Source organism: Paenibacillus sp. JJ1683 (genome assembly GCF_053006485.1).
Genome location: NZ_CM129820.1, coordinates 4022679 through 4049107 on the forward strand (window position 1 = coordinate 4022679; position 26429 = coordinate 4049107).

At 44.2% G+C, this 26429-nt stretch carries 20 protein-coding genes; 4 read left to right on the forward strand and 16 right to left on the reverse strand.

Annotated elements, in window-relative coordinates:
* Window positions 1–92: 92 nt before the first annotated feature.
* The 3 genes from ACUC6J_RS17220 to ACUC6J_RS17230 form a co-directional block, all read right to left on the reverse strand.
* Window positions 93–1571, reverse strand: a complete 1479-nt coding sequence (locus ACUC6J_RS17220; protein WP_447249175.1) for an ABC transporter substrate-binding protein — start codon at window positions 1569–1571, stop codon at window positions 93–95.
* Window positions 1572–1756: 185 nt separating this feature from the next.
* Complete coding sequence (locus ACUC6J_RS17225; RefSeq protein ID WP_447249176.1) at window positions 1757–3280, reverse strand: response regulator; 1524 nt, start codon at window positions 3278–3280, stop codon at window positions 1757–1759.
* The gene (locus ACUC6J_RS17230; protein ID WP_447249177.1) at window positions 3273–5117 is read right to left on the reverse strand and encodes a sensor histidine kinase; all 1845 of its coding nucleotides are present in this window, start codon (window positions 5115–5117) and stop codon (window positions 3273–3275) included. Before ACUC6J_RS17230 ends, ACUC6J_RS17225 begins: the two co-directional genes overlap by 8 nt.
* 170 nt (window positions 5118–5287) lie before the next feature.
* Here ACUC6J_RS17230 and ACUC6J_RS17235 point away from each other — a divergent pair, with 170 nt between their 5' ends.
* A complete protein-coding gene (locus ACUC6J_RS17235; RefSeq protein WP_447249178.1) occupies window positions 5288–8035 on the forward strand; it encodes an endo-beta-N-acetylglucosaminidase in 2748 nt (915 codons plus the stop codon).
* Between the two features lie 153 nt (window positions 8036–8188).
* On the opposite strand, the gene ACUC6J_RS17240 is transcribed toward ACUC6J_RS17235, so the two are convergent.
* The 9 genes from ACUC6J_RS17240 to ACUC6J_RS17280 form a co-directional block, all read right to left on the reverse strand.
* On the reverse strand, window positions 8189–8725 hold the full coding sequence (locus ACUC6J_RS17240; protein WP_123797475.1) for an SMI1/KNR4 family protein: 537 nt from the start codon (window positions 8723–8725) through the stop codon (window positions 8189–8191).
* 53 nt (window positions 8726–8778) lie between these two features.
* On the reverse strand, window positions 8779–9213 hold the full coding sequence (locus ACUC6J_RS17245; RefSeq protein WP_447249179.1) for a hypothetical protein: 435 nt from the start codon (window positions 9211–9213) through the stop codon (window positions 8779–8781).
* Window positions 9214–9241: 28 nt separating this feature from the next.
* Window positions 9242–9901, reverse strand: coding sequence for a DUF2625 domain-containing protein (locus tag ACUC6J_RS17250; RefSeq protein WP_447249180.1), 660 nt, complete (start codon window positions 9899–9901; stop codon window positions 9242–9244).
* A gap of 35 nt (window positions 9902–9936) precedes the next feature.
* Window positions 9937–10455 carry a hypothetical protein gene (locus ACUC6J_RS17255; protein WP_340865196.1) on the reverse strand — a complete coding sequence of 173 codons (519 nt, stop codon included), beginning with the start codon at window positions 10453–10455 and terminating at the stop codon, window positions 9937–9939.
* Between the two features lie 30 nt (window positions 10456–10485).
* Complete coding sequence (locus ACUC6J_RS17260; RefSeq protein WP_447249181.1) at window positions 10486–11646, reverse strand: immunity 26/phosphotriesterase HocA family protein; 1161 nt, start codon at window positions 11644–11646, stop codon at window positions 10486–10488.
* Between the two features lie 84 nt (window positions 11647–11730).
* Window positions 11731–12738: a phosphotransferase gene (locus ACUC6J_RS17265; protein WP_165081941.1), complete on the reverse strand. Its 1008-nt coding sequence runs from the start codon at window positions 12736–12738 to the stop codon at window positions 11731–11733.
* Window positions 12739–12827: 89 nt separating this feature from the next.
* Window positions 12828–13826: an AraC family transcriptional regulator gene (locus tag ACUC6J_RS17270; RefSeq protein WP_044787682.1), complete on the reverse strand. Its 999-nt coding sequence runs from the start codon at window positions 13824–13826 to the stop codon at window positions 12828–12830.
* 28 nt (window positions 13827–13854) lie between these two features.
* Window positions 13855–15048 carry an MFS transporter gene (locus tag ACUC6J_RS17275; RefSeq protein ID WP_153795079.1) on the reverse strand — a complete coding sequence of 398 codons (1194 nt, stop codon included), beginning with the start codon at window positions 15046–15048 and terminating at the stop codon, window positions 13855–13857.
* A gap of 14 nt (window positions 15049–15062) precedes the next feature.
* Window positions 15063–17825: a family 78 glycoside hydrolase catalytic domain gene (locus tag ACUC6J_RS17280; protein WP_447249182.1), complete on the reverse strand. Its 2763-nt coding sequence runs from the start codon at window positions 17823–17825 to the stop codon at window positions 15063–15065.
* Window positions 17826–18103: 278 nt separating this feature from the next.
* On the opposite strand from ACUC6J_RS17280, the gene ACUC6J_RS17285 reads away from it, so the two are divergent.
* The gene (locus ACUC6J_RS17285; protein ID WP_017428311.1) at window positions 18104–19105 is read left to right on the forward strand and encodes a hypothetical protein; all 1002 of its coding nucleotides are present in this window, start codon (window positions 18104–18106) and stop codon (window positions 19103–19105) included.
* Between the two features lie 130 nt (window positions 19106–19235).
* Here ACUC6J_RS17285 and ACUC6J_RS17290 read toward each other — a convergent pair whose 3' ends face one another.
* The 3 genes from ACUC6J_RS17290 to ACUC6J_RS17300 form a co-directional block, all read right to left on the reverse strand.
* Entirely contained in the window at window positions 19236–19637 is a 402-nt protein-coding gene (locus ACUC6J_RS17290; RefSeq protein WP_017428312.1) for a hypothetical protein, read from the reverse strand.
* Between the two features lie 22 nt (window positions 19638–19659).
* Window positions 19660–19932, reverse strand: coding sequence for a hypothetical protein (locus ACUC6J_RS17295; RefSeq protein ID WP_447249183.1), 273 nt, complete (start codon window positions 19930–19932; stop codon window positions 19660–19662).
* Window positions 19933–20206: 274 nt separating this feature from the next.
* A complete protein-coding gene (locus ACUC6J_RS17300) occupies window positions 20207–21406 on the reverse strand; it encodes an MFS transporter (RefSeq protein ID WP_017428314.1) in 1200 nt (399 codons plus the stop codon).
* Between the two features lie 251 nt (window positions 21407–21657).
* Here ACUC6J_RS17300 and ACUC6J_RS17305 point away from each other — a divergent pair, with 251 nt between their 5' ends.
* Complete coding sequence (locus ACUC6J_RS17305) at window positions 21658–23418, forward strand: methyl-accepting chemotaxis protein (protein ID WP_447249184.1); 1761 nt, start codon at window positions 21658–21660, stop codon at window positions 23416–23418.
* A gap of 301 nt (window positions 23419–23719) precedes the next feature.
* On the forward strand, window positions 23720–25297 hold the full coding sequence (locus ACUC6J_RS17310) for an S-layer homology domain-containing protein (protein WP_447249185.1): 1578 nt from the start codon (window positions 23720–23722) through the stop codon (window positions 25295–25297).
* Window positions 25298–25386: 89 nt separating this feature from the next.
* On the opposite strand, the gene ACUC6J_RS17315 is transcribed toward ACUC6J_RS17310, so the two are convergent.
* Complete coding sequence (locus tag ACUC6J_RS17315) at window positions 25387–26349, reverse strand: helix-turn-helix domain-containing protein (protein WP_447249186.1); 963 nt, start codon at window positions 26347–26349, stop codon at window positions 25387–25389.
* Window positions 26350–26429 lie beyond the last annotated feature (80 nt).

Here is a 26429-nt window from a genome sequence, read left to right on the forward strand (position 1 = left end):
GTAATGAGAAAAGCAGCTAAAATAGCTATTGGAAAAAGACCGGGCGTAACTTACACCCGCCCGATCTCGCTTATATTTCACAACCTAAAGGATTATTTGCTGTTTTGTGCCTTCCAGGCATCAAGCTGGGATTGCGCTTCCGCAATCACCTTATCCAGCCCAGCCTGCTTGAATTTCTCAATTACTTTCGGGAGATTCGTTTCCGGGTCCAGCGTGCCTGTCATCAGCGAAGCCCAAAATTGCTCTTTGACGTTCTGCACCGCTGCCATCTCCGTGGATACTTTACTGCTGTCAAAGTTGAAGCTCAGGATGGGAGAGTTTTTTCCTTCCGAGTTGAACTTCTTGAATTGCTCCCATTTGTCAGCGGGATCATTCGGATTCAGATACAGCAGCATATTGTTACCGAGTGAATACGAAGGCATATCATAGTTTTTGGAATCAGCCAGATTTTCGATATATTGGCCATCTGTTTTTTTGTAATGCACTCCTTCAATACCAGAGTCAACCATATTACGTAATACTGGATCTGTATTCAGCAGGTTCAGGAACTGCATCGCCTTTTCAGGGTTTGCCGAGTTAGCAGAGATCGCCATAATGGAGCCCTGTACAGACGTATTGGTCACAATTGGATCACTGGCAGGTGTCGATATCACCGGATAGCCGTAGCTGGCAGACCATAGATTATCGGCTAGTGGTTGAGTTTGCGCACGATCCAGAAACCAGTTTCCGGACGTAGTTAAATCATTAGTCGAGCCTGTAGTTGCAGCTTCCGGTGATACATATCCGGCCTTGTAATACTTATGCATCGTCGTCAGCGCCTGCTTCATTTCAGGTGTTTCCAAGATGTTTACGATTTTATAGTCCGTAGTATCCAGTTTGACAGCCATCGGCAGGTTTTGAATGATATAGTCATATGGAACATAGGGAACATAGTTTTTGTCCATACCGAATGCCGTTACGCCGGGCTCGTTTTCTTTAATCGTTTTGAGTAGAGGCTCCAGGCTATCCAGCGAGCGGACATTGGAAAGGTCCAGCTTGTATTGGGTTAGCAATTTTTTATTGAACCGCCATACCTCTTGCTGTGGAAGCTCCTTGTTGGCAGGAATGCCATAATGATGACCATCCACCTTGGAGCCTTTCAGAAACGCAGGATCAATCGTCTTTTTAATATCCTGACCGTACTTGTCAAGCAAGTCGTCCAGCTCCATGAATGCGCCCTTTCTGGCATTTTGTACATAATCAAAACCACCGGAAGCCGTAAATACAATATCCATTGGCTCTCCCGAAGCCACATTCACCTGCATTTTTTGCGGGTAGTCGCCCCAATCGACCATTTTCATTTTGATCGTGGCGTTGATTTTCTTTTGGGTGTACTTGCTAACCTCTTCCATCACCCGATCTACATCTTTTTGAGGTGTACCAATGGTATACCAGATCAGCTCTACCGGCTTTTCCGCTCCCTCATTCGTCGTTTCCCCGCCACCGCTGCTTCCTCCACATGCACTGAGAATGAACGTTAAAACCATACACATCACTAGAACAAACGAGTAGCTTCTTTTGCTTTTACCCATGTATGATCCTCCCTTATGAAATGGAATCTGACCCTGTCGTTTCATTCATTTCTGTTTCAGGATTTTTGCGAAATCCTCATTGATGAAGCAACTACGTTAACCTTAACTAATGTAAGCACTTTCATAAAGAAGATAAACTTAATAAACCAAGGTACAAATTAAAGAAATCCATGTACACCTGGTATTTATCCCAATCCTTTATAGTCTGTCGGGGAAATGCCCACATATTTTCTGAACTGCTTATAAAAATATCCCGTCTCCCAATACCCTACGTTCCGCGCAATTTCGTTTACCTTGAGATTTGTGCTTTTAAGCTGCTCCTTGGCTTTTTCAATCCGGTATTGATTGATATATTCAGCAAAGGTTTCGCCCGTTTCCTTATGAAATAACTGACCGAGATAAACGGGATGAAGGTGGTACTGGTATCCTAATATTTTTAATGATAGCTCCTTGGCATAATGAACATGGATATAGGACAGCACCTGACTTACAATAGGGTTTTTCATATCTTGCAGTAGTGAATTGACCGTCTCTGTCGCCACATGCTGAAGCGCGCTCACCAGCTCTGCCCATGTCGTACAACATTTTATCTGGTAAAGCCCCTGCTGAAACCGTTCCGACTCATTGGAATGCTTGATGCTTTCTAGCTCCATCTTGAACCGGATCACCAGTTCCAGCGCCATATTCCGCAATTCATCCGGGGTAACCCTTTCAAGATGCTGGATTTGCTCAAAATCACTCTGAATCCGTGCGGTAAGCGCATCTAGGTCTCTTGCTATAATCAGCTTCGCATAATCCTTCCATTCGATGGAACAAGTCTCGCCAGCATTTCCCCCGCCCTCCTCTAGCAACGTATAGTCAATGATCCGGCGGTCATCATATAGCACAAAATATTCCAGTGACCTTTTAGCTTCATTATAGCTGCGTGGAGCAGCAAGAAGCGAGCCGGCGCTGCCTATCCCGATATAAACTGTTTCTTCCCCGTCCGTTGACCACTGAACAGAAAAATCCTCCAACTGCATAATCAAGTCCTGTCTGCCCTCATCATAATTCGGCAGTGCGGCAATGATTACACTATCCGCATCAACATCGCGAAACAATGTTAAATTGGGCTGATGCTGAATGTACTGCCTTAACTGTTGATGCATTCCTACCGAATCCCCCTCCGTCCGTAACACGGCTACCGCCATAAAGGGGATATTTAACGAAAAACCTATCAATTCAGCACGTTCCTGAAATTCTGTAGGCGCAATCTGCCCTGTCAACCAACGGTACAACGTATTTTCCTTAAGCACCTGCACCCCGAACGTCTCATGTCGTTGATCCATCCGGAACCTGTCCAGCTTCTCCTTTGTATTGCATAAAGTGGATTCCAGTTCTTCCACATTAATCGGCTTCAAAAGATAATTTTCGATGCCCAGCTTCATGCCTTCCTTCAAGTAATCAAATTCATTAAATCCGCTCAAAATAATCACCTTCAAGTCAGCATGCAGCTTTCTCGCCTCACGAATCAGCCTGAGACCATTCATCGTTGGCATGGAAATGTCCGTAATAAGTATGTCCACGGGCCTGGACGCCAGCGCTTCCAGCGCCAAAGAGCCATTTTCCGCATGTCCGACAACTTCTAGCCCAAAAGAGGTCCAATTCACAATATCGTATAATCCCTCAATGATAAAAGGCTCATCGTCTACAATAAATACTTTATACATATATGGCATCCATCCCTTCCCTGTTGGGGCAACGTACCCGAATCGTCGTTCCCTCACCGCTGCGGCTTTCCAGTTCAATCCCGTAATCGGCTCCGTGTAGAAACCGAAGTCGGGTGTGCACACTGCGTAGTCCAAACATTTGTCCGTTTTCCTCCTGGCGTTCCAGTTCCTCCAAAATCTCTTTCAAACGCTCCTCTTTAATGCCCTTCCCATTGTCACGGATCTCAACCAGCAGAACTTCCCCCGTTTCCCGCACATCAATGGTCAGCACATTATCATTCCGGTCGCTTTGGATACCATGAACAATATAATTCTCAATGATGGGTTGAAGCATCAGCTTCATGACAGAGCGGGTATACAACTCGGGGTCGACCGTAATCGTGTAATTGAACCTTTCCTTGTAGCGTATTCTGAACAACTCAAGATATAATCTGCAAGCCTCCAGTTCATCTTTAAGCGTGTATATTTTTTTCTGCTGAACCAGGCTTTTGAACAACACCGATAAGTTATAGATCATTTCTCCTACATCCTTGGCTCCCTGGGAAATGGCCCTCATACGTATCACTTCAAGCGTGTTATACAAAAAATGTGGATGAATACGTGCCTGCAAGGCAACCAGTTCCGTTTGCTTTTGTTTGATCTCTGCTTTATACACCCGTTCAATATATAGATTAAGTTCGTCCAGCATATCGTTGAAGCTTCGAGAGATTTGTCCCAACTCGTCCTCTCGGAGGTCCTGAATGCGAGCTGTGAGGTCACCATTTTTTACTTGACGAGTGAATTTAATAATCTGATTCGTTCGTTTAGCAAAGTTAATGACGAAGAATGCAGGGAACAGCACAACAAACAGAATACAGATGACACTGATGGTCAAAATCGTATTACGAATGCCCCGGTACGATTGAGCCATTTCCTCATGGGGGACTGCCCCAATCACGACATATCCTTCGTCCGGAGAAATCAGCTTGTTAATATACATATTTTTCTTCGTCTGAATGATCCCGGCACCGAAATCCACATCGTCATATAATGATCGGGTCACTTCGACATAAGGGTACGTTTTTCCGTAATAGTTATTCCTTGAATCGAACAGAACGGTTCCATTGCTGGACAGAACGATAATTTCTCCCTTCAGGTTGTTCCCGTAGCTGGCAAGTGCATTGGAGATACTTTTGGAATTTAGAAATACTAGAAGCTGACCGGTATTTTTGAGTGTTTGCTTATTGTTAATGGGGACTTGTAACGAATATAACGAGGGGCTCCACTGATCGACCGCCTTCCGAATCCAGTAATTCGGAGTAGAGACGCTTTTGCTTTCTGCAGCCATCACATCCGGTACAAAGGAACGCGCCGCATGCACCGGGAATTGCTTGAATTGCTTGTTCTCATTGAAAGTAGACAGATATTGCTGGTCGGCACTGTACAAAATCAAATTGCTGATGTCGCTATTTTCATCCAACCAATTTTTAAAATAGGTGAGTACATCTGTTGAGTAATCATGACTCTCCATGTACATTTCGTCCATGCGGTGCTGTACATATTCGGAATACGCGTGGTCCATAAAAAAGGAAACATTCATTGAGAGAACCTCATTCCGGTACATATCTCGCACCATGTTCTGGACGGATTCATGCCGGAGATGGATATAACGGTCAACACTTTCCATAGCTGCTTTCTGGGTATCCAGTTCCCGCCGAACAATGGATTGCGAAATGGAAACATACGTGACATATGCAATTGTAATGATGGACAAAATCGCAATACAGGAGAACAACACGAGTATCCTCAGGAACATGTTGTTTTTAAAATAAGCAGTGTATCTAGTACCCCTTTTCATGGTATAAGCCCTCCAGAATCGTGATGCGTAAATAAAGTATACCATGTCCTTCGCAGGAGATAAGTAAGCGCATTCATGAAAAACGCGATTTTCTTTAATTTAAACGCTATATCTTTAATTTATCCTCTATGTAAAAACCGTTTTATTGATTATCTTTAGGGGGATGAGCTATGAAACGTAACAAGGTTCACAAGTTCGCTTTAAAATGGACTGCTCTGGTTTTGACTTCTGTCCTGTTCAGTCAAACCCTCTCTCCATCCGTGTATGCAGGCGATACCCTCCCGTATAAAGGAGAAAGCGCCAAAGGACCGAATCAGCCCTATCAGCATGGATACGCCAGCTCACATATTTTGGACTGGACTCCCACCCAAGATGTCTATGGAGATATGCTTCGCGCCCGTGTCCCACTGCAACAACGAAACAGCCCCTTTGCAGCCACACAGGCTCAGCCTGCTTTAAGCCCTGACACGCAAATGTTTACACTCAGCGGCGATTATGGCAACGCTTTCTTCGATAGCTATCCCTATACCAATAAATTCAGCCAATATTTGTTCAATTACTGGCAGTATACCGACTATTACGGCTACTGGCATGGCATGCCTACCGCCCATGTCCCTGAAGAGCTATACGATCCCCAAAAGGATTGGACGGAAAAGTGGTTTGAGTTCGGCATTCTGAACATTCCAAATCCGGGTTATACGAATGCGGCTCACAAAAACGGCGTTCTCTCCATCGCCTGTATCTTTTTCTCGGATAATGACCGTGGACCGCAAACGTATAAGCAAATGCTCCTACAGGATGCTCAGGGAGAATTTCCGGTAGCCAAAAAATTGGTCGAAATGGCGAAATATTATGGCTATGACGGCTACTTCATCAACCAGGAGGAAGCTTCAAAAGGCGTAGCTACAGAGGACATTCCCCGGTACAAACAGTTTATGAAATACTTACGGGATCAGGGTATGTATGTGCAATGGTACGACTCCACTGTAAACGAAACCGGGAAAATTGCTTATCAAAATGAGTTTAATGCCGTGAACAGCCCGTTTGTCAAAGACAAGCAATATGGACAGGTGTCCGATTCTATTTTTCTGAATTATTGGTGGGACAAAGCGAAGCTGAAAAGCTCCCGCGACCATGCCAAGCAATTGGGTCTGAACCCTCTTAAAACTGTTTTTGCCGGGATTGAGGGCGGGAATGGTGACTTTGGCAGATGGAAGCAAAAATACGACCTTCGTCTGAACATTGGTGATAACGGGCAGCCGATGAACAGTATCGCAACGTTGGGAGCAGATTTCACACATAATGCGCTGGATGAAGAGCTTGGCGGGCAGGACACCAATCGCAGAGCTGACAATGCGTATCAATGGATGACCTTTATCCGCGACCGTGTCTGGTGGTCCGGTCCGAATCAGAATCCCGTCCGTGCACAAAGAAACTCAAGTGTAGATTTGTCTGATGTAAAAGCTTCAGGCGCAAACTGGGACGGTATCGCCGCATATATCGCCGAACGTTCCGTCATCCGTGGCTCCCATTTTAACACCAGCTTCAATACCGGCCATGGCTTGCAGTACGTGGTGAATGGAGTTGTTTCCAATCCGAAGGAATGGTCCAACATCAATATTCAGGATATCCCGGTGACCTGGCAATGGTGGCTCGATACCAAAGGTAAACCGCTCTCGGTTGACTATGACTATGGTCCGAATTATACCAAAGGCACTCGGCTTACCTATCAGCCTATCGGTGCTTATCAGGGCGGCAGTTCCCTCGTCGTGAACGGAGAGCTGAATTCAGATAACTTTTTACGACTGTATAAAACGGATCTGTCGATTAATCAGAATTCAAACTTATCCATCACGTACAATAAGCCTTCCTCTGATGACAGCTCAGTACTGAGCATCGGACTTATGTTCAAGGATAACCCCAGCCAAGTCGTAAAAGTCAGTATCCCTAACTCTGGTAAACAAACCACGGGCTGGGTTAGCCGCAATTTGGACTTGAGCCCCTATCAAGGAAAAACGATTGCAGCTTTCGGTTTATCTTTTGATAAGGCGAATAAAACAATCAAAAACTATCAGATGAATATCGGCCAAATCAAGATAACAGACGGTTCTGCCCGGGAACCAGCCGCGCCGACAGGATTTAAAATCACCAAGGCACTGACCGATACGAACGAAATGCTCGTAGCCTGGGACCTTGAGGATTACTCCAAAGTTAAACAATACAATCTGTATGAGAACGGCTCCTATATCGGCGGAATTTATGACTCAACCTATTATATTAAATCCCTAAACCATAAATCTGGTGAATTAATGCTTACCGCAGTTGGGGCTGATGGAACGGAAAGCGAACCGGCTCGATTAAGCTACGATCTGAATGCTGCCGTCAGTCACATTAAGGTGGAGACGAAAAAAAACGGGGATGCCACAGTAACGTGGAAAAATCCATCTAAAGCAGACGGAACGGTTAAATTGACCTTAATCACCGACTATACGGACACCGTATTCCAGAAAACCATTACGGCGGACAATGGCGCTGAAACGGCTACGTTTACCGATCTGCCCACAAATGGTGATCGCTACACCCTACGTATCGCCATCGGCAATCATGAACCTGTAGCCTATACCGGGCAGCTCGCAGACACGATGATAGAGCCTTATGCAAAAGAGAATGTGACAGTCACCGGATCAACCTATACGCTTGCTCTACCCACCTTGAAGGACTGGCATTATTTATATGTATACGAAAACGATGTGCCCAAACTATTTGGTGTAACTTATGTATCAAAAAAGTTTCCTTACATTGTCCGGGGAAGAACAAAATTAAGTGAACTCACTTTTACCCCTACTTCTCGTACCAGCTCGCTAAAGATCGTGCTTGAAGATTACGCTGGCAATCAGGCCACCACATATGTAAGATAGCTTGGTGCAAGAATTCCGAGACCGTCGATTCGTTGTTCGAACAACTAGCTCAAATTCAGCTATAGGGACGTGAGCATACGGCACAATAGCGAGAAAATCCAATTCAATGGACTTCTCGCTATTGGCTATATATTGGGCAGAATCATGTACCTATCAATATAATGCCCATTTTTCCGTACACAGCTCTATAAATGAATGGGCAACCTGTTCACATTCGTCATACCCCAAGCTACCAGAATGAGCAAAAAGAATGGGATATTCGTTGTTTCTTTTTTCTTCTCTCATATCAAACATATAGTGATTTCCACTACCATCCATCGCAAACGACACGGCTCCGGCCATATACTCTGGCAGCTCGTAGGCGAGGTTCATTTCTCTCAAATCCTCGGTATTGAAAAATTGAAAATAACGTTCTCCATTTTGAAATTCCCCGCCATTAGAGTATTTCAGCAATTCTATGTAACTATCAGGAAATTGTTCTTGGGGCAGATGCCAGCCCACAGGATCTAGCGGTTTATATTGATCATAAAATGGAGACGATTTCGGGAAAGGATTCACTTGTCTTTGTTGGATTTCGTGAATTTCCTGCTCCGATAGCTTGATGTTCCATGTGCTCAAAAAATCCCCGATTTGTTCACCAGTTGCTTCCGGGCATTTTACAAACTGTTGCTCAAAATGAATTCTCCACATAATAACCAACCTCCCTGCCTTGACGTCTCTAAAAGTTGTTGTTGCTACCTTTTTCAACCTTCTCCATCTTTTTCAACCCATTCAGCCACACTTTCATGAGGTTGAAGGTCCTCACGTTTATAGTAAAAAACGGTCTTGAGCTCGTAATCCAAGCTTTCAGCAGCAATAAAAAATCGAGTGCCGAACGTTTTATCCTCCATACAAATCACAGGCCCCTCATGAAATCCGTAAGAGACGGTTTTTAACATTTCCAATTCCTTGTCAGTAGCCAGTCTAAAGCACTCAATTGAAAATACACCACCCGGACAGGAAAGAAATGAGACCTCGTAAAAAGTGATCTCTATGTTGTGATAATAGCTAAAGTCAAAGCTCCCTGCTAGTACCAGATTGGGGCGACTTGTATAATCATAAATGTAGTAATAGTCAATGTTATTTTGAGAAAGTATTTCATTCAGCTGCATCAGTTTGGATTGAATGGAATAATTCATGATCTTATGTCCCCCTCCCCACTCGCGGCTATTCCCGATCCGTCACCGCCTGCCACGCTTCTGTTATTGCTATAGGTGATTTGTGGCTGGTCTCTCCGCCACCTTCCTGAGTCCATAGCGGCGGATAATAAGCAAATACCTCTCCTGGCTGAAGTTGCTCCATATCCGACTGCCAACCATTCCAACGGAATGTCTGGTAGAACAAGCCCAAATCTCCCTCAGCCAACCAGCTCAAGAAACCGGAATAAGCCAGCTCAGTGGATTCCCACTCCAATGCATCCGGTGCAAAATAGTAGATGTGGCCGCTACGTCCAAACTTCCCTGTATCCAATCCAAAGAAGCCACCTGCTGCATCATAGGCCACAATCAGCATTCCCCCAAGTGCAGGGACGCTTGCTGGCTCTTGCAGCCCGTTCCACGAAGCCAAACTACCGTAAATATCAGGCCCACCTGCACCCAGTAAGGTGATCCATCCGTGGTCAAATATGATCCCTCCTGTTTCATAGGCAACCGTTCCCAAGTACGATTTTGTGCTCACTTGCAAACGGTAGAGCGAATCTCCCCTAGCAGATTCCGATTCTGCCGGTACAATGCGAAATGGATTATTCCCTTCTTGCAGAATGTTTCTGACCTCTTCCCATGCATGGTTGTCCTGATCCACCAGCTCATCAACCGTTAACGTATGCATATCCATTCTCCTTCCTGTATTCCGATATCTATCTTTCAACCTTTGAACTGATTTTCGAAAACCTGCGTTTGCTCTAAAATCACCCACTGATTCAGCTCGTCGTAGCCTTGGACAATCGCCGTGATCTCATGCCTCGGATACATCCACTCAGATGGGGTCTTTTCCGCATATGAATGGGTGTCTGCCAATCCGACTGCATTGTGCTGGAAAATATGAATAAGTGTTCCGTGTGGGAAAAATGCTTCAATATAACCCTTTACCTTAGTCCCAACGGGCAGTACGGTTTTGACTTGATGCCATTCCTTGTTAAAGGTGTGAAGATTGCTAGACCAGATTTCTTCAAACTCTTTTTTTGTAATTTTCGTATAATAGGGCTCTGTATCATCAATTGCTTTCTCGGCTAACAAGAAATGATATTGCTCGTGCTTACGATTAGAAGCAATAAAAGTACCGTCATCTTGGATCACAATTTGCCGATAGGCTACGCCGTCTGAGTCTATTTCAAAATACCAGGTTCCCATGCCTGGTTCCGGACAATCTTTAAGATATTTCATTGGCCCCTCCTAAAAGGATGTATAACCGTGTCATTTCTTCTTTCTTTTTCCGCTATAGATTCTTGTCAAGTATGCGAGATATTCCGAACGCGTCAGGCCTCCCGTTTGGCGGTTGAACTCATCGTACGAAATGTCTTCCGGGAATCCGAATTCGGCCAGTGCTTTTCGACGCTCCTCCCGATACAACGGATTATCCAGCGTTTTGTGCCACTCCCGCTCTTCCCAAGGACCAAAACAGTCCGTAATAATACCTGAATACACACCGTTATTTAAAAATTCCCGCGAAGACTTGAACACTGTCTCCCCTTCCGGTTTGGAAATCGTGCCCGTTCCCCAGGACAGCCTATATATTCTTTCTTTACTGCTATCCGTGCTAATGCCGTAACCCATCGGAAACACAATATCCTCTTCTACCAATGCTTTATGCCCTCCCCACTCGTAGGACCCTCGCATAAAGGAATCATCCATAACAATCCAGGTTGTATCCGATAACGGGGCGGCTGTGATGGATTCCAAAGTTATTGAACGGTCACGACTTGTACACAAATACGGACGTACGAATAAAGGCATCGTCATGACACTGTTCCATATGCTCTCCTTTGCAAACAACTGATCCTTTTGCATTTGGCGCAAATCACCGACGACCAATACATACCCATCTGTAAAAAGGTCTATTTCCACACGAAAGATGTCTCCCGGGATGGTTTTATAACGCTGGTTTTTCATATGCTTTAATCGATCCAGCTTTCGATCATAATCGTTAGGCACAAGTGACGGGTAACGTTGAAGCCAATCCATGATCTCTTCTTTACTATGTAAATGCTCACATCCAGTGATGGGCAATCTCACGCCAGTTTTGCTATTCACAGCAGTAACATAACTAATAGGACGATCTCTTCGAATGCCTGCTGAAAAGGACACACCTTCTGCTGAGATGCTCGAAACACTTGTAAAATTCAGTTTTTTCTCTTTGCCACGAGCCGTTTTAGGCAGAACAAATGCCCGATCACGGGTAAAAATCTCTACATCAGCTTCTCCATAAGCATCCTCTTTAGAAGAAATTCGCTTGCGAATAACATCTCCATCCATACAAACAAAATATCCTTCTTTAATTTCTACCACGTCCCAATGTTCTTCCAGCGTCTCCAGCCCAAAATAGGGTCGTAACGCGTTCGTTAACCAACTATTCATCTGCTCCTCCTGTTCCGAGTTTAATTCAATAGACTTCATTTCTGTTATTCCAGAAATTATAACATAACACGGCATGTAGCTCGTTTATTCATACATTGTTCCAGCTTGGGCCAACTCCTCCTGAATCCAGCTACTGCTGGTAGACAGTTGGAGCAAGTCGGCCGCAATCTGTTGGACCTGTTCTTGCAATACGTGTGGCTGATCTGTTCCTTCCAGAAAGCGACTCACAAAATGAAGAAATACGTCTACCTTTCTAAGCAGCATCAACACAGGCAAAGCGTCGATCTCGGGTTGGCTTAAACGGATCTGGCGGCTGAAGCCCCGACAAAAATCACGAACAGCCGTTGTCTCCTCCGGTTGCCCCAAAAATCCTGATAAGATGACCGCCGGTTCCATCACCCGAACGTCTAACGTGCAAAATTCAAAATCAAGCAGTGCAGCCACCTGGCTATGATCAGAATCTTTTACTAATAAATTAGAAGCGTTCAAATCTCCATGTACAAGCTGATGCGGCAACTCTTCCAATGCTTGAAGTGAATCTGTAATCTCTTCATATACTTTTCCTATCAGGCGCAGCTCTTCATGAAAATTCTTGAGAGGCTCCGGCGGGTTTAAACAAAAGCCTTGGATTACTTCCGGGCTACATAATGGATAGGATTGCTGCAAAGCATAATACGGCCGATAGACTGGGGTCATATCAAGATTAAGTGTTGCAAGCACGGCAGACAATTCACCAGCTGCCTCGCCAAAAGAATGGGCAAAGCTAGGGTCCTGCTCCAAGGGTGATATACCTTCTATGTATTCGAATAGACACACATATTTGCCACTATCCTTGTCAACCTGTGCAAGTGTCTCTCCTGTAATCGTTCGAATTGGCATTGGAACCCTGAAGGATAGAGATTGCTTGCTCAGCGCCTGCAAAACCGCATGCTCAAATTCAATTTTGTCCCGATCCCTGTGTGTATCGTAGACGCGCAGCACCCCACTTCGCCCACCGCTCTTAACAAAATACGTCGTATTATTCCAGCCCCCGGTTCGTCTCTGCAATCTTCCGTTCCACTCTGGCCAGTTCCGTCTTAGTACCGCTTCCAAGGATATCCCCCTTTACTTACTAGCTTATGAATTTGCCGATATTATAACATATAGACGCCCAATTCAAATTGGACGTCCTTGTGTATTCTTCATTTTCTCATTTGTTTGTTTCGGATATTTTGCGGGGTGGCACCATACGCGGTTTTAAATTTTTTATAGAAAAAACTCATGCTGTTATATCCCACCTGCTTAAATATCATTTCGAACGGCAGGTTGGTATTCACAACCAAAGAATAGGCGGTATTAAGCTTAATGTTGGCAATCAGCTCAGTGTAAGTAAGACCCGTAACTTTTTTTAACTTGTTACTTAAATACGTACTATTGTAATTAAAATGGTTAGATAATTGCTGAAGGCTTAAATGCTGATAATGCTCTTCCATGTAATTCAGAATAGAGGTAATATGATTTTCCTGCTGGTTTACATGAATATTATGCTCGCTTTCCAATACACGAACCAATTCTCCAAATACAATTGGCAAATAAGCCTTGACCAACTCCATGGAATCCTCTTGCCTGGAAAAATATTCAATTAAGATTCTACGCAATATATACTGAAGATTCTCATTATGCTGCGACTCAAAAATAATAAAGTGATTATGGTGCTGATGCTGAAGGACTGAATTGGCGAGAAATTCACCGATCAAACTTTTTTTCTTGGATAGCCGCTGTAGAAAGAGGGACGAGATCGTTTCTCTTTGCAGCAGGATATTAATCAGTATATCGTTTTCTCCCAAAGGAGAGATGCTGTGCGGCACATCCTTATCCAGAACACACACTTGACCTTCACAAAGCTGAATCTCTTTGCCTGCTATAATTTGGTTGCATTTACCTGAGTAAACATAGTTTAATTCAATAAATTCATGCATGTGCTCTAGCATCGGAGCAAACCTGTTGTGCTTGCTAATATAAATATCATGTTCTCCGAAAAAGAATAAAGCGGGCATTCGATACATATTCAGATTCATATCAAAAAATCGCTCATTCTCCGATTCTTTGGAGAGATCATTAATCACCTGATTGCTTTGTTGTTGCAGAAGCTCAATTTCAGTTTTACTTCTCAGCAACTGATCCAACTCATGCAGGTTCATAAACACAGACTCCTCCTTCAGACTCCCATTAACTGTGAACTGCCGTCTGTGCTTTGCTTCCCTTTCCTCTAATAGCGATTCCCAGACAGAGGAGCGCAGCAATCGTAAAGACAATTGCTGAAACGAGAAAGGCAAACGAGGCAGTTTCATTCCCAAACAACACCCCAACTAACTTGATGATATAAGGCGAAGCAAACGCTCCCAAATTGGAGCCTACCATTGCAATTGAAATAGATATCGTCTCACTGCCCTTAGGTACGATTTTAGTTAGTATGGTAAAAATATAGGGAATAAACAGTGCAAAGCTAAAGCCAATAATCAGCATGGCAACCGTAACCATCGTCACATTCTGAGCAAACCAGAGCAAGACAAAACCTGTTGCTGTTAATAAACTGGAGATAAAAGGAGCGTAATTTCTGAACCATTTATATATTCTACCAAACAAGAAGCCTGCAATCATGGTTGATAAGGAGAACAGCGTTAAAGCGGTCCCTAAAAATCCTGCATTAGGCATACTCTTCTCAGCAATCATAATGCCTGTTTTGGTATACACAATCATAATAAAAGTCATAAACAGAAAAAGTGCAGCTCCTAAGCCAAGTACAGGTAGGGATACTCCCCTACTCTTGTTACCCGTTCCTGTCGTGCACACTGTAGGCTCCCCACGCTCTGGTTCAGGGATGATAAAAAAGAATAACAGTGCGATCGGAATCGTGATCGCATAGCATAAAAAGGCAAACGGCCAGTCGATTAGGGCAAGCTGTCCTGCCACAAAGGTAGCCAGGCTACTTCCGAGCCCTTGTACAGCGCTTTGAAAGCCTACCAATTGAGCACGTTCGTCCCCTTCAAAAAAATCACTAATTAAACTGACAGCCAGTGAATTGAACATCCCCAGACCTGCTCCTAGCACCAAACGCAACGCGAGAATCCATGTAATGTTCGTAGTGAGCATAGGAAGTATTCCGCCGATGACCACGAGCAGAAGTCCTAGCAGGACTGTATTTTTTTTACCCAGGCGAGAAGAGATCGGACCACTCAGCAGCACAAACAGCATCATCGAGAAGGACGGGATCGTAACTACGCTTTCAATCAGCGAACTGGAGACTCCCGGGAATTGGTTCAGCATCATCGGGATGACAGCCGAAATAGCACTCGCTGATGTCAGGACTAAGGAAATGGACAGCAACGCCGTTTTAAACCATATTTTGTTTTTAATATTCATCAAGCTTCTCACCTCTAGTCTATGTTATTTAGTCTCTGGTTGTATTTGTATTGGAACGTATACTGTCCAGACCCGGCGGTAAACGTCAATTCATGGTCTCCACTCTTTTGGAAAGTCGCCTGTTCTCCGGTAGAACCTAATTTTCCGGCCAGCTCTCGTGGCACAGTACCAGGTGGATACTGAATGGACGGGTATTGTATGGTAATGGTCTGTTGTAGCGCATCCAGCTCCATAACGCCTGGAAGCGTAATCTCAGCCGTCGTATTATGTGGTACGTGAACCGTCATCTGCATTTCTTCATTCACGATTTCCCAATGGACAGCAAGCGCACCATATGGTGTCTCCAACTTGCCATGGGCCGAAGTAAGATTAACAGGCGGTTTGGGTGCTAAACGAGATTTTTTATAGCCCGCTTCAAGCACATCGATTCCGGCAATATTTTGGTACATAAAGTCTCCAACTGAACCGTACGAATAGTGATTGAACGAGTTCATATCAGTGCTCCAGAAGGAGCCGTCCACTTTGATGCTGTCCCAATGCTCCCACATGGTCGTGGCCCCACGTTCAACCTGATAGAGCCAGGAAGGATAATCTTTCTGGAATAAAATTTTATAAGCTACATCTGTATAGCCGTTGTCGGATAAAACTAGGCATAGATAGGGCGTGCCCACAAAGCCGGTATCCAGATGCATATCATTTTTTTCTATCAGCCGTACGAGCTCCTGGATCACTTGCTTTTTATAGCTTTCTGGTACCAATCCGAAGTGCAAAGCCACAACCTGTGCAGTTTGGGTATTCGAAGTCAGCTTGCCAGCGTCATCAAAATAACGGTTCGCAAAAGCGGCTTTAATCCCTTCATGCAGGCTTTGATAGGTGTTGTAATCGGTATAGCGATTCAGCAGTTTGGCCGTCTGCGCCAAAATATGAGTCGAATACGCAAAGTATGCAGTCGCTACCAGCGTTCCATCGGTCGCTCCAAAATAGCTTCCTTCCTCGCTGTCCAGCGCCAACCAATCTCCCAGTTGCAAACCACTATCCCACAGATGCTCCTCAGTCCCCTGGGCACGGATATAATCGACCCATGCTTTCATACTGTCATACTGCTGAGCCAAAATCTGCTTATCCCCATAACATTGATAGATAGTCCACGGACATATAACCGCCGCGTCCCCCCATGCTGCCGTCGTTTTGTCCATATTATCTGCAAAGGTTCCTTTGAGGACGTCCGGCACGACAAAAGGCACAGCCCCATTCTCCAGCTGGTTGTAAGCCAAATCTTTCAGCCACTTTCGGAAGAAGGAAGCACTATTCATATTGAAGCTGGCCGTTCTGGCAAAAATCTGTGCATCGCCGGTCCAGCCTAATCGCTCATCACGCTGCGGGCAATCGGTCGGCACATCCAGGAAGTTCCCCTTTTGCCCCCATACAATATTGTGCTGGAGTTGATTGAGCTTTGGATCGGATGTCTCGAACAAGCCAATTGTCTCCATATCTGAATGCAAAACAACGCCCGTAAAATCTTCAATGTCTACGCCAGCCGGAAAGCCCTCAAGTTTCACATATTGGAAGCCTTGAAAAGTGAAATGCGGCCTAAATATCTCCGTCCCCTTGCCGCTGCAAATGTACGTAATCTGCTGCGCTGCATCCCGAATGTTATCTCGGTAAAAGTTCCCTTGCTGATCCAGCACTTCACCATGTATCAAATTCAGAACCGTACCCTCAGGAGCTTCAACTTTAAATTCCAGCCAGCCTACCATATTTTGCCCCAAGTTAAGGACCAGCTCGCCTTTAGGCGTTTGAATCAGTTCAACAGGCTTTAATCGGTTCATTACACGGACAGGCTCGTTCTCCTGAGCAACCAGATGACTTAACGGAAACGGGACGACCTGCATCATTTTCCGTTCATTCAAGGAGCGATGCTCGCCTGCCTGCTGCTCCAATCGGGCATCATAGATTTCGCCGTTATAAATGTCCGACATCAAAATGGCACAGCTCGTTTCCTCCCAGGAAGAATCTGAGCAAATGAGTTCTGAACGGCCATCTTCATAGCTAATCTTCATTTGAAATAACAAAGCATTCGTGTTCCCATAGGTATCCTTGCGCTTTTGCCAGCCTAGATAGCCGCTGTACCACCCTTCTCCTACCGTGGCTGTGATGCGATTATGTTGTTCTCGAACGGTAGAAGTCACATCATAGGCTTGCACCTGGACACGATCGTTATAATCTGTCCATCCCGGGGTAAAATAGGCATCGCCTACTCTTTGTCCATTTAGCTCCAGCTCATATAGACCAAGGCTTGTGGCATAAATGACTGCTTTTTTCACTTTTCCCTCAACTGAAAAACACTTGGAAGCGGCAAAAGGGGCTCTTGTCTGAAACTGTTCATGGATGCTGCGTTCCTTCACTGTAATCCATTGTGCCTTCCAGTCCTGCTCAGAAAGCAGCCCCATTTCCCAAAAGCCAAACTCACTCCATTCCGATTCCTCCGGTTCGGTGTCACCTGCTCCCTGAGCCCATACTTTTACCCGGTAATAATATCGTTGTCCGGATTCCAGTGGAGGACCTCCATAGGGAAACAAAATGGATTGCTCCGAATAGGAAAAATGATTCCAAATCAGCGGTTCAAAAGTAGGATGTATGGATACTTGCAATTGGAAGCGTTTTTGGAAAACGTATATGTTGTCAGATTCAATTTGCCAGCTTAGTCGCGGCTTTAGGCAGCCCAGTCCAATCGGATTGTTTAAATGTTCACATCTAAGCGCTTTCACTTTTAGCATTCGTATGTCCTCCCTGAGGTCTTCTTTTGTGTTTCTATACTCAAATTAAAACGCTTCCAATAGTTGTGCGCAATGTTGTATCCCTGCATGTTGTATGCTTGATTTACAGGTGTTGAATGTCCAACCCTTATATTGAATCTTAAAATGGGTCTATTAGAAAAATATGTACGTGTATACATCGCTGCTACACTAAGCGATCCCGTCTCAAAAGGAAATCGCTTGTTTTATATACATATGGATTGTAGTATTAAGCCGATCAAGAAAGGAGAATCACAGTATTGGAAACGAACTACAAAAGGCTGCTGGATCAGATGATGGCACCCTATGATGAAATGCTGCAGAGTCTAGTAAGTGATCACGCCGATTTTTCGAAGGTTGACTATTTGGAGCAACACAATGAGGAATATGGAAAAAGTGATGCCAATTATACCAATCGCCTGAAGGTGCTTTTGGCTATGTATAATCGTGAGGATCGAGATGCCCCGCATTACGAACCGATTGTGAGAAGGCTGCTCGTGAATGAGATTATAGACAGGGAAACGAACAGTTTTCAGGGGATTGGCGATGCTCTGTATTACGCCATTTTTTTACTGCAAAAGTATGAGCGTGAGCAGGACCAAATTTTGTTCCAGCAGGCCAAGAAGGCCAATTTCGATACATATGCCGGGTTTGACCCTGAGTTGATTTTGGAAACATATTTGTTCAGCAAAGATACAGCTGATCTTGAGGATTGCATCAATATCGCGAGTGAGCTCGGAGAAGATATGTATCTATCATTATTTATCGATTTGTGGATCAGAGAGCAGACGGATTGGAACAAAGAAAATTTACAGGCACTCGTTTATCATGAGAGATGGCGCAACCATCCAGAAGGTGAAATTGAAGCCCTTAAAAAGCTGGCCGAAATGGAAAAAACAGAAGGAAATCATCATAATTACTGTTCTACTGCATCTAACTTGGCAGAGAAGTTCATTGAAACAGGTCGATTGGATGAAGCGTGGGAAACGATGGTCACCATTATTCCGCTTATTACGAAGGAAAAAGAATGGTTCCTGTACGGACTTGGTCGCAATATTATTACCTCCTGTATCCATATCATCTTGCATTTTGGGGCAGAAAGCCTGCAGGCCTCTTCATTATGGCAAACAATAAAAGGGATTCTTCAACCTGCCGCTAACAATATGGGCACCAATCAATATCAGCTTGCTGTATCTGCCAGCAAATTTATGGCAGATACCGAATTGGAGCAAACGTTAATCAGAAACCAAAAGCACCGTTAATAATCCAGTTGCAACAAGGAGACTGTCGCGTGTACTGCAAAGAACCAGGCACTCGACTCAGTGGCTCGCCGTCCGGTCGCCCCTCGAAGCGAGGGGCAGCAAAAATACGGATTGCAGTGCATGGCCTTCTCTACAGATTTCCGGTCACGATAATACCATCTGCTTGCTTCAGATGCGCTCTGACCCATGCTGTAAAGGAATCGATAAATAGGCGTAATTCTGACTCCTTGGTAGGCCAAGTATCCAATTGTGTTAATATTTCATGCCATACCGACGCCTGAATCGGATTATCCCAGCAGGGGTCAAAAGCCTCATACGTTTCTCCCGTATCAGGATCGACAAGTGGATATTTGGACTTTAACGCAGACAGCACGATATCAAAGTCATCTGCGTAGATGAATATCATCTCCTCCAGCTTCGGTTCATCAGCATCCCCATAACGCAACGGTTCAAAAGTATATCCAATATTGGCTCGTGGACCGCTATAGCGATAGATTAGTGTCTGAATCTCTTTTTTGTCCTTCTTACTCAATCTCACCCACTCCTTTCTTCGGCTATAACTCGAACCAATCCGCAGCGCATTTCTCTTCTTCCAGCACCCTGCACATTCCTTCCCTCAACCTCATCGCATCTCCGCCGCCGATATGAAATAGACAATAGATATAAGGTTCATCATCTTCTAAATCTTCAATATTTCTTGCCTCTTCCAATGAAATCTGGAGCGCTTCAGGCCAATCAGAATTATTCTGAAGCAGGACAAAGCCATCCTCATCCCTTTGCATCCGATATCCGTCAATCCTAGGCAATGCTTCAGCTAAGCGTTCCATTAGCGCTTTAATATCCTTAACATTTGCGACCTTAATTCCATACTCCCAACCTATCTACATTCCTCCAACACGTTTTCAAAAAACCTGACTGAAAGACCTGAGTGCGTACAAGCTGTATTTTTTGTTTAATGCCACCCATTTTTGCCGGATTTCCATAAGCTCTTCACTCCCTTCTGATTTTCCTGAAATTTCTTATAACTTATTATAATAGATATAGGCTTCCGGTGAGTATACTCCGGAAGCCTATGGATTCATCTAACCACTCTTTTATTTATCATGCCTTGTCAGGCACAGGCTTACTATTCCCGTCTCCCTTTTTTACCCCCAGCATAACGATAGCCATACAAGCAACCAGAACCGCTATAAGAATAAAGGGAATATATTTGTCTACTCGATATAAAGTGGTCGTCAAAATAGGAGCAATGATCGCGGAAATTCCCTGTATCGCAGCTACCAGCCCTGCTGCTCCCCCTTGCTGTTCTTGACTGACCGAAAGCGAAGCACCTGCCATAAATCCGGGCATCAGTAAGCCCGTGCCTATGCCAAACATAAAGAACGCTGCATAGTAAAGGACCAAGCTGGCTGAAATCAGAAAAAATGCCATTCCAGCAATCAGGAATAGAGAACCGAGCAAAATCATCGGCTTAGGCTGCCATTTAAGCCATTTCATTTGGATGATCTGCACGATCAGCATCGCTGCTCCGGAGAACATAAGTCCAAAGGAAACAACTCTTGCTGTTTCTTCGGATGTAAGACCTAACTGATCTTGAAAATAAAAACCACCTATAACCTGAATAGTCACAATACTAATCATCGTAACCAAGCCTGCAAACAAATACATTCTTAGACCTGGCTGGAGGGGATTAATTCGAGCAGGTTTTTGCTGAATAACAGGCTGGGCGGCCGGAATCGCCAGTAGAGACACCACGAATGCAACAGCGGCAATGACAATTCCAAAATATAAGGGCCATAACAGTCCTATTAAAGTAAAGGCACCTGCAATCGCGGGGCCAAATACCAGCCCAAGCCCATTCGCCGCACTAATAATAGCCATACCACTTCCACGCTCTTCACCCTCCGTTACATCCCCCATATAAGCTTGGGAAGATGACAACACCGCCGGGATAAAGCCGCCAATTAAGCCGCGTGTAACAATCAGCAGGACTAACAGCAGTCCCCCACTGAGCCAACCCTTTAATCCTGCAAAAAGAGTAAGCGTAAACAACAGACAGCTTACACACATCCCTATAAACCCAAGCAAAATCACAGGCTTGCGGCCCTTTGCATCACTCAGATTTCCCCATACTGGAGCCATTAAGGCCATCGTTATAGAACCAAGCGATATAATTATTCCGGAATGGCTTTCTCTTAAGCCTAATTCACGAATAAGGGGCGGCATAATTGGAGCAATGAGCATGAGCCCTAGCATAGCCACAAAAACACTGAAAAAGATGCTCCCTTTTATTCTATTCATCCTCGCACACTCCTCTGTTATAGATTCTCTCTATGCAGAAGTATACGGAGCATACCAAAAAGCTACTGCCTATAGACGGATAAATTTGCGGTTAAACGGATTTAATTTAGCCTATAAAATAGCAGCCAGGCTGAAAGGGCTTAATTTCCTGACGAGTTTTTACGATATATGATGTACAGTCTTTTTACCTTTAGTAACAAAATGCAGTTGTGGGTTGAGTCTGTATATCGATCTCTAAGGGGGAAATCACAGTGAAAACAAAGATAGGATCAATCATGAAGGTGAGATCGTTAAGGGCGAAGTTAACCATAATGTGCTTGATTATTTTAATTGTACCTACTTTTGTGATTGGAAGCTGTTCTTATGTTGTTTCCAAGAATGAAATGAATGAATCAGGCAAAGTGGCACTTAAGAATAGTGTGCAAATGGTAATTGGTATGATTAGTTTCCTCAATGGGCAAGTCGAAGCCGGTAATTTAACATTGGAGGAAGCACAGGAAAAACTGCGCATCGAACTGCTCGGTGTAAAAGATGCTAATAACAAAAGACCGGTAAAGATTAAATATACTGTAGGTAAAACAGGTTATCCGTGGGCAGTCAACCAAGATGCCGTTTCAGTGATGAACCCTTCAAATGAAGGCCAGGATTTAATAAATGCCGTATCCGAAGACGGTGTGCATGTGGGAAAAGAGTTTGTAAAAGCCGGTACAAACGGCGGGGGATTCGTCACTTATAAATGGGCTTTACCTGGTACAGATCAAGTAGAGACGAAAATCTCGTACGTTGAAAAGGATCCTTATTGGGGGTGGATCATCGGTTCTGGAGCATATTTTAACGAATTTAACAGCGGAGCGACCAAAGTCCTTTATATTGTCCTGATTATTACGGCTGTTGCGGTTATTCTGGGAGCAGTTATCGTAAGCTTTGTTTCGGGACGTTTTACGAAACCTATTATCACGATTGCAAAGCGGCTTAACTCAGTTGCGGACGGTGATTTAACAGTCCAAGAAGTCAAAATGAATTCAAAAGATGAGATCGGTGAGCTTGCACAGGACTTCAATCATATGATTAAAAATATTCGATTTCTGATCGGTGAGGTAAACCTGTCCACCAAGCAGGTCGCTGCTTCCTCGAAAGAATTGACCCTTGGAGCAGAGCACACTGGACAGGCAACCGAGCATATCACCGTCGCAATTCAGGAATCGGCGGCCGGTGCGAAGGAGCAGCAACTGATGCTTCAGAAGACAACCAGCTCGCTTGAGGAAATTTCAATAGGTATGCAACGGATCACGGATAGCTCCTTGACTATTGCTGAATCGTCTGCAGACGCGATGGAAATGGCGAGCCTTGGCGGTACTGCTGTACAACATACAGTGAAGCAAATGGACTTGATTAACCATTCTGTCAATGAAACCGATGCGGTTATGAGAATGTTGGATGAACGCACTCAACAGATCGACACGATGCTACATGCCATTACGGATATCGCACAGCAGACCAATCTGCTTGCCTTAAATGCTTCGATTGAGGCTGCCCGTGCAGGCGAAGAAGGCCGCGGTTTCTCCGTAGTTGCTTCAGAGGTAAGAAAACTGGCCGAACAATCGAATCAGTCTTCCGGGCAGATTTCTGAGTTGATTCAGAATATGCGCAAAGATATGGAGCATTCGCTTCAGACCATGGAACGCGTAAAACAGGATGTCGACTCCGGCATTAAAATTGCCAATGAGACGGAGCAGCAGTTTAACAAAATTGTGGCGTCCACCAATCATATCGCACAGCAAACGGAAGAGCTTGCAAGCATCACGGAGCAAATAACCGCAAGTGTCCAGGAAATTTCAGCAAGTGGAGAAAACGTATCGAGTCTGGCGCTCCAAGCGGCGGACAACTCGCAGAATATTGCAGCGTCTGCAGAAGAACAGCTAGCTTCGATGCAGCAGATCACCAGCCTGGCAACGACCTTGTCGGATATGTCACAGAAATTACAGGATCTAACGGTCAAATTTAAATACTGACGGAATAAGTCTTTCCAAAATATCACGCTAAGCTGTTATTCATATTATGAGGTCAACCATTTCTTTCTGGTTGACCCTATTTGCATTTGCTCTGAGAAATTACGGAAAAGGCTCGCAAATCGTGATCCCCTTCTAGCGATGTGAATTGGGCACGGTTTTTGTCGATTTGGTTCAGAATTGGTTCAGAGGCATTTAGTATAGTAAATCAGTAGTGTAAGAAAGAAAATTATATTAGTAGGTTAGTCATCATGGAGGATCTTAGTAAGTTCATCGTGACACCGGAATTTTATGGAGGAAATTTATGCGTAAAATCAAGTCTTTTTGTTTATCTTATCTTGCTGTTATCGTTTTATTTGGAACCTGGACATGGAGTTTTTCCGAGAGTGCAGTGTATGCAACCTCCCCACCAGTACCTAGTGTAACGGATGCTGTGTATGCTACTGAAACCACAGTAACGAGTTGGACAAATCCTTCTAAACAAGGTCAATCCGTAACGTTTAGCATCAAAACCATCTCAACCCCACAAATTACGAAAGATTTAACCGGCACGGTGGTCCTTATGGATGGTACGGATATATTAGATACGCTGACGATGAGGCCAAATGGCATTGCGAATGGATATGCCACTGCCACTTACACCACAAGTAATCTAAGTGTGGGAAGTCACCCGATTACGGCTTTATATAGTGGGGATGCTCGTTTTATTCCCAGTACATCTGAGCCATACATTCAGGTCGTAAATGCATCTGCACCTGCGCCTACACCTTCACTGAGACCTACAGTAACTACAGTATTGAGTTCGACGAATCCGTCTAGTCAAGGTCAAGAAGTAAGGTTTAGCGTGAGGACAACTTCAAACCCACAAACGTCGGGCGATTTAACTGGAACGGTCATTCTTATGGACGGCACGAATGTATTAGATACGCTGACGATGGAGCCGGTGGGCATTTCGAACGGCTATGCCAATGGGTACTACACTACAAGAGACTTAAGTGTGGGAAGCCACGCGATCACTGCTATATACAGCGGGGATGCTCGATTTGCCCCGAGTACATCTGAAGCGTATATACAGGTTGTAAATGGAAATGCAAGCACTGGTGGTACTGGTGATACTAGCAATAACGACAGCAGCAGTAGCAATAAAAAAGATAAGAAGGATAACACGGATAGCAGTGATTCATCTTCTTCCAGTGAAACAACCTCACCTTCATCACCATCGGTTTCTTCAACGGTTTTACCGACTCCAGAAATCATGCCAGTAGAGCAATCCGAGGTTGCGCATGAAAAATATATAACGGGTTATCAGGATGGTACTTTCCGACCGGACCAGTCGATTACACGGGCTGAAACCGCTGCGATGATGGCTAGGATTATGAAGTTGGAGACAAAAGAAGGCTCAACGACATACAAAGATGTACCTAGCACGTATTGGGCAAAGGATTCGATTATAGCACTTACGACACAGCACCTCATGAATGGGTATGCAGATGGAACATTTCGACCAGAGCAACCCATTACCCGTGCAGAAATGGCAACAATACTCGCATCCTGGAAGCAGCTTAAAGGTACACAAACCACAGCATCTCCTTATACCGATATCGAAAAACATTGGGCAAGAGATTCCATTGTAGCGTTAGCTAATGCAGGATGGATTACCGGCTATAATGATGGAAGCTTCCAACCCAATAAATATATAACACGCGTAGAAACCGTTACAATTTTGAACACAATCTTAAAACGAGGACCCCTGGAAGGAACCATTCAGGCTACATGGAAGGATGTACCAACAGATTACTGGGCATTCAAAAATATTGAAGAAGCGTCTCGTACCCATACTTCAACCATCGATACAGATGGCATTGAAACTTTCGTGAAATAAGCACCAAATAAAAAGGCTGGAGTCCTATCTATACAGGGTTCCAGCTTTTTGTTTACTTAATATTTTTTAACATGGTCAAAATAGAATTTTTAAAATAATTTCTTTAAAGATGATGGCTTCACTCCGTATTCCCGGAAAAACTGCTCTGAAAATGCACTCACATTACTGTATCCTACAGCCATCGCAGCTTCTGTTACATTGCTTTCCTGGCTTTGAAGCAGCTTCATCGCATATTCAAGACGAATTTGGCGCAAATGTTCAAATACAGTTGTTCCAAAACATGCTTTGAATCCTTTTTTTAATTTAAAATCATTTAATCCAACCTTTTTTGATAATGCGATCAGTGAAGGAGGATCAATCATGCTGGATTCAAGGATTTGCCGAGCCATATGCAACTTTCTGACATCTTCTTTAGATAGGCCTTCGGGCATGGGAGTTAAATCAAATAACTGAATCATAAACCTATTCAAAATCTCTAGTGCCGCTGCTTCCATTAATAAAGGCGATCTATGCACACTTTTCAAGTCTTTGATCAAATGTTCAATCATCACTATACTTCTGTGATCCAGTTCAAAACTAAGATGATGGAACGCAGCACCCTTCAGAATTTGATTAAATTCAATAGCTACCTGTCGACGAGCTGCCAACTGTGAAGCTGCATAATTAAACAACGAGACAGGAATGCCAAGCGCAAAGGATTGGTATTGTTCGTTAACAGGAGGATGGAAATATGCTTTGAAATCCTGTAAAAAAATAAGAGCACCCCGCCCTATCGGGAGCGTGTAGTCCAGACCAGCTATATTTACATGACGTTGACCCGAAAGTGCAAATTGAAGTTCAATCATTTGTCCTCTGGAGGCAAAGTTCGTCGGATAAGGCTCGTGATATTGAATATGCGAATACACAATCTCGATTCCGCTGTAAGTCGTAACTCGGTAAATATGTCCGTCGCCCGCTTCCGGTAACATCATATACGTATGCTCGTTTTGTTTTCTAAACGGAGTTTTTTCTAAATAATGCTGATATATTAATGATAACGAATTTGAATTCACTAGTGTCCACCTCAAAGGTTTTCATTCATTCTGATACCACAAATGAGAATCGTTATCATTAATATTAGCTGAATTTGACT